At 68.0% G+C, this 12,839-nt stretch carries 12 protein-coding genes; 4 read left to right on the top strand and 8 right to left on the bottom strand.

Going from position 1 to position 12,839, the window contains the following annotated elements:
* Positions 1–41 precede the first annotated feature (41 nt).
* The gene (locus LFM09_RS20645) at positions 42–1,523 is read right to left on the bottom strand and encodes an FAD-dependent oxidoreductase (RefSeq protein ID WP_414098136.1); all 1,482 of its coding nucleotides are present in this window, start codon (positions 1,521–1,523) and stop codon (positions 42–44) included.
* A 114-nt stretch (positions 1,524–1,637) separates the two neighbouring features.
* On the opposite strand from LFM09_RS20645, the gene LFM09_RS20650 reads away from it, so the two are divergent.
* The 4 genes from LFM09_RS20650 (at position 1,638) to LFM09_RS20665 (ending at position 5,447) form a co-directional block, all read left to right on the top strand.
* A complete protein-coding gene (locus LFM09_RS20650; protein WP_414098137.1) occupies positions 1,638–2,900 on the top strand; it encodes an NAD(P)/FAD-dependent oxidoreductase in 1,263 nt (420 codons plus the stop codon).
* Positions 2,901–2,974: 74 nt separating this feature from the next.
* Complete coding sequence (locus tag LFM09_RS20655) at positions 2,975–3,481, top strand: helix-turn-helix domain-containing protein (protein ID WP_414098138.1); 507 nt, start codon at positions 2,975–2,977, stop codon at positions 3,479–3,481.
* Between the two features lie 34 nt (positions 3,482–3,515).
* Positions 3,516–4,418 (top strand): SRPBCC family protein, encoded by a 903-nt coding sequence (locus LFM09_RS20660; RefSeq protein ID WP_414098139.1) that lies wholly within the window; start codon positions 3,516–3,518, stop codon positions 4,416–4,418.
* A 204-nt stretch (positions 4,419–4,622) separates the two neighbouring features.
* The gene (locus LFM09_RS20665) at positions 4,623–5,447 is read left to right on the top strand and encodes an extensin family protein (protein WP_414098140.1); all 825 of its coding nucleotides are present in this window, start codon (positions 4,623–4,625) and stop codon (positions 5,445–5,447) included.
* On the opposite strand, the gene LFM09_RS20670 is transcribed toward LFM09_RS20665, so the two are convergent.
* From LFM09_RS20670 to LFM09_RS20700, 7 genes are all read right to left on the bottom strand, one after another.
* Complete coding sequence (locus LFM09_RS20670; protein ID WP_414098141.1) at positions 5,406–6,068, bottom strand: HAD-IA family hydrolase; 663 nt, start codon at positions 6,066–6,068, stop codon at positions 5,406–5,408. The two genes, LFM09_RS20665 and LFM09_RS20670, sit on opposite strands and share 42 nt — an antisense overlap.
* On the bottom strand, positions 6,065–7,429 hold the full coding sequence (locus tag LFM09_RS20675; protein WP_414098142.1) for a hypothetical protein: 1,365 nt from the start codon (positions 7,427–7,429) through the stop codon (positions 6,065–6,067). The genes LFM09_RS20670 and LFM09_RS20675 overlap by 4 nt, the downstream gene beginning before the upstream one ends.
* Entirely contained in the window at positions 7,426–8,904 is a 1,479-nt protein-coding gene (locus LFM09_RS20680) for an L-tyrosine/L-tryptophan isonitrile synthase family protein (protein WP_414098143.1), read from the bottom strand. The genes LFM09_RS20675 and LFM09_RS20680 overlap by 4 nt, the downstream gene beginning before the upstream one ends.
* A 5-nt stretch (positions 8,905–8,909) precedes the next feature.
* On the bottom strand, positions 8,910–10,103 hold the full coding sequence (locus tag LFM09_RS20685) for an MFS transporter (RefSeq protein ID WP_414098144.1): 1,194 nt from the start codon (positions 10,101–10,103) through the stop codon (positions 8,910–8,912).
* Between the two features lie 320 nt (positions 10,104–10,423).
* Complete coding sequence (locus LFM09_RS20690) at positions 10,424–11,053, bottom strand: DUF4360 domain-containing protein (protein WP_414098145.1); 630 nt, start codon at positions 11,051–11,053, stop codon at positions 10,424–10,426.
* A gap of 412 nt (positions 11,054–11,465) precedes the next feature.
* Positions 11,466–11,978 (bottom strand): ATP-binding protein, encoded by a 513-nt coding sequence (locus LFM09_RS20695; protein ID WP_414098146.1) that lies wholly within the window; start codon positions 11,976–11,978, stop codon positions 11,466–11,468.
* A gap of 200 nt (positions 11,979–12,178) precedes the next feature.
* Positions 12,179–12,799 (bottom strand): DUF4360 domain-containing protein, encoded by a 621-nt coding sequence (locus LFM09_RS20700; protein ID WP_414098147.1) that lies wholly within the window; start codon positions 12,797–12,799, stop codon positions 12,179–12,181.
* Positions 12,800–12,839: the final 40 nt, after the last annotated feature.

The following is a 12,839-nucleotide window of genomic DNA, read 5'->3' on the forward strand; positions in this document are numbered from 1 at the left end:
ACCCAGACTAGACTTAGTCATGGGATTTCCGGCGCAGGACACTAGCGCGGATCGCGTTTCGGGAGGGGCCGGGTCGCCGGTCCCTCCAGCACCTCGCCGTCCACGTCGAAGCGCGAGCCGTGGCACGGGCAGTCCCAGCTGCGTTCCGCCGCGTTGAAGCGGACCAGGCAGCCCAGGTGCGTGCAACGCATGGAAACGGCGTGCAGGTCGCCCTCCTCGTCGCGGTAGACGCCGGTCTTGCCGAGGCCGTCGCGGATCACGTGGGCCTGGCCGCGCGGCAGCTTCTCGCTGGACGTGGCGTCGGCGGGCAGCACGCGGTCGCCGATGAACTCCACCGCCACCTCGGCGTTCTTCTTCAGCAGGGTGGGCAGCGAGGTGAGGGAGAAGCGGTGCGGGCTGAATCGGTCGGCCAGGTCGTTGGGCTTGCCGGTGATCAGGTCGGCCAGCAGCGAACCCGCGAACGTGCCGGAGGTCAGGCCCCACTTCATGTAGCCGGTGGCGGTGAAGATCGTGGATGAGCCCGGGGTGTAGGGGCCGATCATCGGCAGGTGGTCGTAGGCCGTGGGGTCCTGGGCGGACCAGCGGTGGGTGATCTCGGCTACCTGCCAGTGCTTGCGGGCGAAGTCTTCCAGGCGCCGGAACGGTTCCACGGCGTTCTTGCCCGCTGGGTGGCTTTGGCCCGCGACGATGAGCTGGTCGCGGTGGGCGCTGATCGACCACGACGGGCTGCCGGTGCTGATCGCGAGCGCGGTCGGCGGCGGGCCGGTCAGGCGGGCGGCGATGCAGTAGGCGCGGGTGATCTCCAGGCGCGGGAAGTAGAGGCCGCGGTCCAGCACGGGGTAGTGCGTGGCGATCACGATCTGGGCGGCGGTCACGTGAGCGTCCGATGTGGACACCCGGTTGCCGGTCACGTCGATGACGCGGCTGTGTTCGCAGACCGTGCTGCCTTCGCCGTCGATGGCGGCGGCCAGGCCCAGCAGGTACTTGACGGGGTGCAGGGCCAGTTGGTCGTCCAGTCTGGCTGCCGCGTGCACCTCGAACGGCAGGTCGATGTCGACGCTCGCGTACACCGGGAGGCCGGCTCGGGCGGCGGCCTGGAGTTCGTCTTCCACGGACTGCACTTCGGACTCGGTGTAGGCGTAGGTGACGCCTGGAGCACGGCGGAGGTCGCAGTCGATCTCCTCCAGCTGCACGAGGTCGGCCACCTGGGCGACGGCCTGCGAGGAGGCCGCGGCGTAGTCGAGGGCGGCGGCCGGTCCGTGGGCTCGGGTGATCTGGGAGTACACGGTGGACTGGAGTGCGGTCACCTTGGCGGTGTTGTTGCCGGAGACGCCTGAGGCCACGCGGTCGGCTTCCAGGACGACCACGCGCAGGCCGCGGCGCTTCAGGAGCAGAGCTGTGGTCAGGCCGGTGATGCCGCCGCCGACCACGGCCACGTCGTAGGTGTGCGTGCCGGTCAGCGGCGGGCGCGGCGACGCGGGCAGGGCGGAGAGCCAGAGCGACTGGTCAGCGGTGGTCGTCATGGTGGGCGGATACCCCGGCGTGACGACGCTATCCCTCGGTGGGTCGCTGCCCGCGTCGACCGAGCCTGGCGGGAGTCACGACTAGCCGTCAGCGGCAGCGGGTATGCGATCTCCATGGGTACGCACCGGGTAGTCGTCGTCGGCGGCGGTTTCGGCGGCCTCGGCGTGGTGCGCGGTCTCAAGCGCGCCAACGTCGAGGTCACGCTGATCGACCGCACCAACCACCACCTGTTCCAGCCGTTGCTCTACCAGGTGGCGACCGCGCTGCTGCCCGCCGGCGACATCGCGCCGGCGTTCCGGGCGATCCTGCGCAAGCAACGCAACGCGAAGGTCCTCCTGGGGGAGGTCACCGGCTTCGACACGGCGGGCGAACGGGTCCACGTCGACCTGCCGGACGGCACGTCGCGCACCATCGAGTACGACACGCTCGTGGTCGCGGCCGGGTCGCGGGACAGCTACTTCGGGCACGACGACTGGGCCGAGGCCGCGCCGCCGATGAAGACCCTCGAACAGGCCGTCGACCTGCGGTCGAGGTTGCTGCGGGCGTTCGAGACGGCGGTGGCGGCGGACGATCCGAAGCAGTGGCTGTCGTTCGCGGTCGTGGGGGCCGGGCCGACCGGGGTCGAGCTGGCGGGACAGCTCGCCGACCTGGCGCGCAGGGCGTTGAAGGGGCAGTTCCGGGACATCGACCCGCACGACGTCCGAATCACACTGCTGGACGCCGTGCCGCACGTGCTGCCGCCGTTCTCACCGCCGCTGCGCGAGCACGCCCGCGTGAAGCTGGAGCAGCTCGGCGTGACGGTGCTGACCAGCGCCATGGTCGAGTCGATCGACGCCACCGGCCTGACGACCAAGGAAGGCGACCGGGTCGAGGCGCGGACGATCATCTGGGCGGCGGGCGTGCAGGCCTCACCGCTCGCGCGCGAGCTCGCGGAGGCGACCGGCGCCGAGGTCGACCGCAAGGGCCGGATTCTGGTGAATTCCTCGGACTGCAGCGTGACCCCGGAGGTCTTCGCGATCGGCGACATGGTCAACCTGGATGATCTGCCGGGGATCGCCGAGCCCGCGATCCAGGAGGGGCACCACGTCGCCCGCGTGATCAAAGCACGCCTGGAGGGGCGTCCGCACAAGCCGTTCAAGTACCTGGACCTCGGCACGATGGCCACGATTTCGCCTGGTGACGCCGTTGCGGACATCGGGAAGCTGCGGTTGAAGGGCGTCATCGGCAAGGCCGCGTGGGCGGTCGTGCACATCGCGTTCCTGGTGGGCTGGCGCAACCGGGTCGCGGTGCTGGCGAACTGGGCGTGGAACGTGGTCACGGGCCGCCGCACGCAGCCGATCATTCTGGAACCGATGCATGCGATAGAGCGGAAATAGCAGGCGCCTCTACCGTCCACGAAAGCCGAAGGCTGGGTCGGTGCTCTCCGTGGTGGACAAGCGGAAGTGGACGTATGTCGAACCAGGTGAACCAACTGCCCGTCGAGGTCGTGCGATGGCCACTGGACGCGGCGGCACGGGAGGCGTGCCAGCGCAGCGGGACGTTGTGCCTGCTGGTGCTGGAGAAGAACGTGCCCGCGCCCGTCCTAACGGACATGCGGGAGGACTGGGTCCGCGCTCCGGTGCCACATCAGGACCTCGCCGTGCGCATCGCGATGTTGCGGGCCCGTGCGGCCCGGTATGCCGTGCCGGAGCTGGACATGTCCGGCATCCTGCGTTTCCGCACGCGGTCCGTGGTGCTCTCACCGACGGAACGCGCGCTGGTCGCCGAGTTGCTCCGGCGCTTCCGGGCGCTGACCTCACGCGAGGAGCTGCTGCTCTGCCTGCCCACGAAGGACGGCGACACCAGCAACGCCCTGCACCTGCACATCATGCGGCTGCGCAGGCGGATCGCCCCGCTCGGCCTGGTGATCAAGACGTTGTGGAACCAGGGTTACCAACTTGGCCCCGCGGGTCCTTAGGTTGCACGCCTGGGACGCGGGGTAACCGGAAGGCGTGAACACGGAGCTGCTTGGCATCTACCTCAACGACCACCTGGCCGGCGCGATGGCGGGCACCGAGCTCGCCCGCCGCATCAGCCGCACACATCCCGAGCTGCGCCAGCTCGCGGACGACGTGGAGGCGGACCGCCGGGACCTGCTCGACGTGATGCGGGCGTTCGGCGTCGAGCCGCGCCCGCACAAGGCCGCGATCGGCTGGCTCACCGAGAAGGCGGGCCGCCTCAAGCTCAACGGCCGGCTGCTGGGCCGGTCGCCGCTCAGCGACGTGGTGGAGCTGGAGACCCTGCGCATCGGCATCGAGGGCAAGGCCGCGATGTGGCGCGCGCTGCAGACGTTGCCGAACACCGACGCCGAAGGCCTCGACCGGCTGCTGCGCCGGGCGGAGGGCCAGGCCGACCTCGTCGACCAGTACCGGCTCCGCCTCGCGCCCAAGGCCTTCAACGCGCCGCAGCAGTCCGGCGTCGACGTCGAACGCACCTTCACCGTCGCGTCCTCGCCCGAGGGCGTCGTGGAGTACCTGCGCGACTTCGCCCGCGCCGAGCAGTGGGATCCCGGCACCGTGTCGTGCACGCGCCTCGACGAGGGCCCGGTCGAGGTCGGCTCCCGCTGGCGCAACGTGTCGACGTTCCTCGGCCGCAAGACCGAGCTGGTCTACGAGCTGACCCGCGACGACCCGCAGGAACTGCAGTTCGTCGGCCGCAACGACACCGCGACCTCCACCGACGACATCACGATCACGCCCGGTGCCGCGCCCGGCACGACTCGGATCGCCTACCACGCCCACCTGGAGTTCAACGGACTGGCGAAGCTCGGGGCGCCGGTGGCGAAGCTGGCGATGGAGAAGCTCGGCAACGACACCGAGAAGAGCTTGATCCGCGTGCTCGGTTCGGTGCGCTAGGGCCTTCGCTCGGTCAGGAACGGCTTCCTGTCATCGTCGATGACGAGGGAGCCGTTTCGGCCGTCGTGCGGTAAAGGCAAAGGAAAACCCCAGCTCAGGCCGGATTCCCCGGCTCGAACATGATCCCTAGACTGCCTCGCGCCGGTTGGTGAAGGCAGGCCCTTCCTCCTGTCCGCCCCGGCTTGGACACAGAGGAGAACTGGGGTGTTCGAGAACAACGTCACCAGGCGCGGCTTCGTCACGGGCGCGGCGGCGGTCGCCGGTCTCGCCGGCCTCTCCACCATCGCGCCGGGGCTGGCCGGGGCCGCTCCGCAGACGCACGACCAGCACACCGAAGCCGAGATGGTCCCCGAGGCCGGCGCGCTGGCGATGATGACGTTCCAGAAGATCGACGGCACGCCCGTCTACTACTGGCGCTCCAACCGCGGCAACACCACCGCGCGCAACTGGCAGGCCACCGACGCGTTCTACAACGCGCTCGTCGCCTGGGTGAGAGACCTGCGCTCGCTGTCGGCGAGCTACGGCTCGATCAGCTACATCGTCTCCGCGGGTTTCTACGTCAACAAGCCCGGCCAGCACGGCGCCGGCACCGCGATGGACCTCGACCACGTCCGCTGGTCCGGCGGCAACACGATCTCGCCGCTCGACAGGCACCACGCGTCGACGAACGCCGCGATCCGCAAGCGCTACCTCGCGACGGAGGCCGTGTGCCGCCGGCGGTTCCGGTACGTGCTCGACGGCTGGTACAACGCCGACCACGCGGACCACATCCACTCCGACTTCGGTGGCATGCCGGTCCGCGTGCTCAAGGACTCCGAGTCCGACACCAAGTTCGTTCAGGCCGTGTGCAACAACTTCCGGGCCGCGGGCCTCGCGATCGACGGCGTCTGGGGCACCAACACGCAGAACGCCTTCAACGCTCTGAAGTCGAGGCTCGCCGTGACGGGTGACCCGCACACCAGCTCCGCCGTGTGGCAGGGCATGTTGTCAAAGATCGCCCAGAAGGGCTTCGCGAACCAGAACATCTGACTCGAAGTCGTCGAACGCGTCGATCCAGGAATCCGGCTCCAGGCCTTGGATTCCGTAGCCGAACGACACGCAGACGACGGGCGCACCCGCCGCGCGGGCGGCCCGGACGTCGCTGATGCTGTCCCCCACCATCAGCGCCGCCGTGCCGCCCGCGAGGCGGACCGAGTCGAGCAGGTGCCGCGGATCCGGCTTGCGGTAAGGAAGTTCGTCACCGCTCACCACCGCGTCGAACGCCTCGTCCAGCCCCAGCGCGGCAAGCATCCCGCCGGTGATCCGGCCGGACTTGTTGGTGCACAACGCCAATCGCACTCCACGTGCGCGCAGCCGCTTCAACAGCTCCTCGGCGCCCGGATAAGCCGCCGCGAGATGTCCGGGATCTGCCGCGTACGCCGTCAGGTACGCCTCCTGCACCTCGGTGGCCAAATCGAGTGATGCCCCGGACTTCTCCAGCGCGGCCGAAACCAGCGCTTGTCCGCCCAAACCGACGTACTGCCGCGTCTCGTCGTCGACCAGCTCGGTCAGACCGCGAGCGCGCAAGGCGGTGTTCACCGCGTGCGTGATCCCGGAAACCGTGTCGACAACGGTCCCGTCCAGGTCGAAGACCACGGTGTCCAGCTTCACGACTGCTCCGGATCCACCGCGGCGCCAATGGAACGCACAACTTCCTCCCCGGTGCCGTGCGCGAAGCACAGCGGTTGCTGATCAAGCCACGAGAACGGGCCCTCGCCGGTGAAGCGCACCGGCACGGCTTCGGGCGCCAGCACGGTGATCTCCGCGACCGTCAGGAACTCCACCGGCTTCCGACGATCCGCGACGGCCAGGACGTGGTGCGACAGCAACCCGCCGCCCCGCGCGCCCAGCGTCAGGATCGCGGGCATCGCCGGCTTGTCCTTCTTCTCGTGCACGGTCAGCCGGATCGACGAACTCTCCGCGCCGGCCACCCGCCGGTCGTCCGCGTGGATCGCCACGTAGCGGCGCGTCGCCTCCCACGCCACGGCGGAGACGAACGCGAGCCCGTCCTCCAGCGCGGTCTCGTCCCCGATCACCTCACGCCACGCCGCTTGGTGCCGCGGGTTGACCAGCGAACTGACCCCAGCCCGGGTGATCAGCCTGATGCGGGCGAGATCTTCGTTGAGCCACAACGCAAGCGCGTCCGACAGCGGCACGCCGTGGATGAGCTCGCCGGTCAACGCGAGCGCGAAGACGTTGTCCCAGTCGACGTTCATCACCATCGTGTGCAACCGGCTGGTGACCGCCTCGGCGGACAACGCGGCCAGCTCCTCGGCGTAGAAACCGGGCCAGCGGGGATCTTCCACCTGAGACTGGCGGAAGTCCGAGAACGTCACGGAAGCCTGGTCCGCCAGGAAACCCGCGATCTGCTCACGTTGTGCGTCGTACGCCTCGCGCGGCCACGCGTCGGTGACCAACGCGGCCGCGAACCGCTCACCGCCGGAGCGCACGGCCAGCGACACCGGCTGTTCGGCCAGTTCCGCCACGGACTCCACCAGCGCCACGAGCCTGCCGACCGCGAACAGCTCGGCCAGATCGGCGTACGGGCCGGCCGTCTTCAGCCCGCCCGCATCGCGTTTCGGTTGCCCCAAAGCGATTTCGAACGACAGCGGCGCGCCGGCGCGTTCGAGGATCTGCTGCTGCAACGCCCGCACGTCCAGCCGGCCGGCGTTGCGGCTGATCACGTGATCGCGGAACAGTTCCGCGACGAGAGCGGCCCTGCGTGCGGCCGGGTCGCCGAGCGAGCTGTACAGCGCGTCGCCGCCCAGCACCTCCAGCATTCCCCGCGCCCGCTTGGTCAGCCGCTTCACCTGCTTGCGCACACCCTCCCGCCAGCGCGGCCGGAAGTCGTCGAAGACGGCCAGGCCCGGCCGGTCCAGGGCGCAGGAGGTCATCCAGGCCTGGGAGTCCTCGCGGAGCAACGTCAGCAGCCGGCTTTCGCTGACCACCTTCTCCGCCGTGCCGATGGTCATACGTCTGCCCTCTCCAGCAACTGGTGCAGGTAGTCGCCCAGTACGGGCGCTGTGTCGTTGACATAGGTGATCGGCTGCAGCCCCGTCTCCAGCCGTGCCAGCGCGCGGTAGCGGTCGTCAGCCGCCGCACGATGCCGGGCGCCGGACACCAGGACCGGGATCTCGCCGGCCGCCTCGCGTTCGACGAGGTAGCGGAACGTCGGCTTGGCCTCGCCGTCCTCGAAGTCGTAGCCGCCGGTGCAGTGCTGGGCGGTCATGTTCGCGTCGCGCGAGGTCGCCGTGACGAAGTGCAGCTCGCCCGGCTTGCCGTGGATGGTCAGCTTCACCGCGTCCGGCGTGACGGTGCGCAGGACGTTGAGATCGCGGTCCGCCAACGAGATGGCGACGTACCGGCACGCGGCGGAGAAGGCCTCGCGGCGCAACGCACCGTGGTCGATCTCGAAGCCGATGTCCGCGCGGGGAGCCACCTCGCTCAGCGGGCGGCGCAACGACGTGACGTAGTGGCCGTAGGCGTCGATGACCTGGTCGCGGTCCAGCAACCCCGCGAACGCGTCGTCGCGCGCTTGCCGGAACGACGAGTAGCAGGTCGAGGTGGCGATCGACCAGAACGTGAACGCCAGCTGCGAACCGATGTCGTCCGTGGCCGTCATCGCGTCCAGCGACGGCACCGGGTCGGTCTCGTCGAAGAACGGCGTGTAGTCGCGTTCCAGCGACACAACCCACTCGGCGTAACGGGAAGCGCGCTGGTCCCAGTGCGACGAGGTGATGCCGTCGCGCACCCAGTCCTCGTAGTCGCAGATCTTCAACACGTCGGCGGCGCCGAGTTCACGGACCCACACGCGTAACGAGTCCTGGTAGTCCAGCACCAGGTCGTCTGGCGTGCGGCAGGCACGGTTGTACTTGCGACCATCAGCCAGCACGCGAAACACGGCGCCGGTGGGGCTCAGCGCGTTCAACGTGTGCGCGAGAGCGGCGCAACGGGCCAGCGAGTGGATCTCGGCGGTGTCGGGCGCGCGGCCGCGGTTCTTCACCGGTGAGAACGGCTTGCGGGAGAACAGGGGCAGCACCAGCTCGACCGGGCGGCCGGCCGAGATCATGCCGAGCACCTGGTCGCGCAGCTCCGCGCGGCCGAAGTGTTCCTTCTTCGCCTTGAACCACTTGCCGTCGAACAACGCCTCGGCGACGAGCTCGGCGGCACCGGGCCTGCTGACGCCGTACTCCTTGGCCTGCTTGCGGGCCCGGCCGAGGGCGGCGTCCACACGCGCGGCGGCCGCACGGCTCACGGCGTGCGCGAGGGCGGGCATCACCTCGTCCACCCAGTACTTCGCGTCGACAGCAACGGATTTCGAGGCGAACTCACGTTGCGAGTAGAGCTGGAAAGGTTTGCTGCGCACCTGCGAGATCAACCGGTGGCCACCGGAGATCTGACTGCGGCGCTGCTCGGCGTTGAGGCCGTTGTCGAGTGTCTGCGTCATGGCTCTCACTTCTTCACCAGGTGGAGCACCGCGAACACGGCGCTGACGGCGAGCGGGACGAGCAGGAAGGCGTTGACCGCGGACCAGCCGGTGGCGGAGAGCAGAGGTCCGGCGGTGAGCGCGCCGAGTGCCGAGGCGCCGAGCGTGAACATCTCGCTGACGCCCTGCGTGACCGAGCGTTCGTGCGGCAGGTAGGAGCTCGCGAGCAGGGTCGTGCCGGCGACGAACATCAGGTTCCAGCCGACGCCGATCAACGCGAGCGCGATCATGAAGTGGATGTGCGACGAGCCGCTCAACGCGATCAGCGCGCCCGCCGCGTTGACGACGACGCCGGCCAGAACCGTTTGCGCCGCACCGATCCGGGCGGCGAGCCGACCCGAGATGAACGCCGTCGCGTACATGCCGACCATGTGCCACTGGATGACCGTCGCCGCCTCGTGGACGGAATGCCCCGACCCGGACACGGCGAGCGGGGCCGCGGTCATGGCCAGCGTCATCGTGAAGTAACCCGCCCCGGCACCGGCGACGCCGGCCAGGAAGATCGGCTGCCTGGCGATCTCCTTGAGGGTGCGCGGAGTGCCTGATGGGACGGCCTGCTCTTGAGCCTTCTCGACGTGGTCGACGGTCATCAGCGCGACGACCGCGGTCGAGGCCAGGCCGAGTGCCGTGACCAGGGCGTACGAGCCGGCGAACACCACCGGCAGCACGTCCTTCACGGCGGTCGCGAGGAACGGGCCCGCGACCGCGGCGAGGATGCCGCCGCTGAGCACCGTCGAGATGGCCCTGGCGCGCTGGTCGGCGGGGGAGATGTCGGCGGCGGTGTAGCGGTAGTAACCGGCGAACGCCTGGAACACGCCGATGCACGCCACACCCGCGCAGAACAGCGGAAAGCTCTGCAGCGTCACGGCGAGCACCGAGATGAGGCCGCCGACGACCGCCGCGAGCGAGCCGAGGGTGAAACCCGCGCGCCTGCCGTGCCTGCGCATGAACGCCGACGCGGGGTAGGTGGTCAGCCACGAGCCGATGCTGATCAGCGCGAACGGGATGGTGGCGAGTGCGGGTGAGGGCGCAAGGGTTAGCCCGACGATTCCGGTCAGGGTGAGATCGACGCTGATGCAGCACTGGTAGAGCGTCTGGGCCGCGGTGAGCAGCGACATGTTCCTGGTGCGCTGCCGCGCAGGCGCCGCGGAAATACTCATTCGGATGCACGTCCACTCAAGAGGGGGAACGCATTGATGCCTGTGGGTAAAGGTTTACAGCGGCGGTGGAAGAAAGGCTACTTGACCATCTCTCGCCGACACAACGGGTGTGTTCGGGCACACGAAGAACATGACGATTACTTGTCCCAGATCGATCCTGGGGAAACACCTAGTTGATGTCGCGAAACGAGCCTGTCGAGATGCGTGGAACAGCAGAAGGCCCCTTGGTCTCGTTTGGAGGGAGACCAAGGGGCCCGGCGGCCTTGCTGTGTGACTGATTCACCCGAGCTGTGGAATTGCTGTACGCAAGCTGTCGAGGGCTACAGCTTCGGACACTTCTTCCACGCGAAGTGGTAGATGGTCTCGATCGAGCCGTCGGTCGAGTCCATCGCCATGAAGCTCGTCTTCTTCGGGTCGGAGGTCCCCTTGTCCACGCGCAGCTCGGTGTTGATGTTGAAGTTCCGCTTGGCTCCACAGGGGTGGTAGATGATGGACGCGACGTCGGTCTTGTGCGTCACCTGCCAGTCGTCGCTCAGCGTCCCGTTCCAGGTCTTGGAACGCGCGTCGGTGTCCGACATGCCCTGGAAGTAGTAGCTCGCTTTCATGCTGCCCTTGGAGCCCCTTTCCAGGTGGGCGAATCCTCTGTAGTCCGCCTGCGCGATTCCGTAGGTGAATCCGCCCGGCACGTTGACTTTGAGGTTCAGCTGGCAGTTCTTGCGGAAATCGGTCGGCTTCGCCTGCGGGCCGACCTGGGCCATGTAGTCGCTGTAGGTGACCGTGAACGCCTTGTTGTCCGGGGAGACGGCGATGGCCGCTGTGCCGATCTTGCAGCCGGAGCCGTTGACCGTGACGACGTCGATGGTGATCTGGCCCGTCGGGGGCGGATCCGCGACCGGGGGAATGATGATGGTGGACAGAGCCAAGCCGGCCGCAGCCAACGTGCTAATCATGGGACACCTTTCCGAATGTGCAGGACATGTCGGGCGGCGTGGTACGAGACCGTATCGGAAAGGGTGTTAACGAACGTCCGCCAACCAGAGCAACATTGCCGGGCGTTAGCCGAGGTCAATGCGCATCGACCATTTGTCACCATTAGTGGTCGATCGGTTACCGCACTATTGGGCGAGTTCGGACCTGCGTCGGTCAATTTCCACCCGTACCGCAAGAACGCTATTCAGAAACCTAATGCTCCAGGCGTCGGCCGAATGTAACACGCCTCGAACGGAGTAACGGCAGTCTGAGATGCGGAACTCAATTGGTGAAGTGTCCACAGGTGAGAACGCGCACACACAACAAGGGCGCGTCCACAGATGGACGCGCCCTTGTGGGTGAAACTCGAACTAGAGCGGTTTACCTCTGCGTCTACCTCTGGGAGCCGTTGCCCATCGAGCCACCGAGGCCGAACAGGATGCGCTGGATGAGCTCGGGATCGACGTCCGGCTCGTCGCCCAGCGCCTCGGCGGCGGGGGAGCGGCGCTTCTCCCGCCGGGGCAGCGGCACGGCGTTCGCGTTCACACCGGTGGGCAGCGGGAGCTCGCACCAGATGAGCTTCACGCCGCCACCGAGCTGCAGCTCGCCGGTGCGCAGGTCTGGGGAGGTCGGCGGCATCACGAACCGGGCGGCTTCGAGCTCGACCACGAGGTAGTCGCCGCTCAGTCGCAACCGCAGCGTGATGAGCCGGCTGGTCTTGGGATCAGCGGACTCGATGGCTGCCTCTACGAGCGCACACGCGACGCTGGAACAGTCGTCGATCATGTTGCGCAGTCGCCACTCGCCGAGTGTGAAGCGCACGAACAGATCCGCGCAGTTCACCGCGGTGGGCAACGCGATGAGTGTCAGGTCGTCCACCTGTGCGGTCTGAGCGTTCACCGGCATGCAGCCTCCGTTCGCGTGCGGCGCGCGATCCAGCGACGGTCACCCGAATGGCCGTCGCGGTGTGCGGGAATCTACATGGGTATACGCGGGAAGCAATGGCCTGGTTGACTCACCCGTCAAAAGTCACGTCCGGGTCACGACGAAGAGGCCCGGCGCTCACTCTGAGTAGAACGCCGGGCGCACTCCGTGATCATTTTCGGTCAGCATCGCTTCCAGGCGAACTGGTAGCGGGTGTTGAAGCTGCCGTCGGTCGAGTCCATGGACACGAAGGCCGCCTGGTTCGCCGAGTTCGCGGTCACCCGGACCTCGGTGTTGACGTTGAGGTGGCGCACCATGCCGCACGGCGCGAAGACGATCTCCGCGACGTCCTTCTGGTCGGTGAACTGCCAGTTGTCGTTCTTGGGGCTGGCGATGTTGTGCGTGCTCGTACCCGTGTTCGACGAGCCGGAGAAGTAGTAGCTGGCGCGTTGCATGCCCTTCGCGCCTCTGGGTAAGTAGGCGAACCCGCGGTAGTCCGCCTTCTGGATGCCGTAGGTGAAGCCCTGCGGGTAGTGCACACGCAGGTTCAGCTGGCAGTTCTTGCGGAACTGCGTCGGCGTCGAACCGGCACCGGCCTGCGCGGTGTAGTCGCTGTAGGTGACCGTGAATGCCGTGTTGTCGTCGGAGACCGCTACCGCGGCTGTTCCGGCGGGGCAGCCGGAACCGTTCACCGTGACGACGTCGACCGTGATTTTGCCGGGAGGGACATCCGCGGCACTCGGCGCCTCGGGGGCGACGAGGAGAGACAGTGCCAAGCCCGTAGCTGCCATCGCACTGAGCATGAGGCGCCTTTCATTTCGGGGGATGATGGCGGCGTGGCCG

Origin of the sequence: Lentzea alba (genome assembly GCF_047445655.1) — a bacterium.
GTDB lineage: Bacteria > Actinomycetota > Actinomycetes > Mycobacteriales > Pseudonocardiaceae > Lentzea > Lentzea alba_A.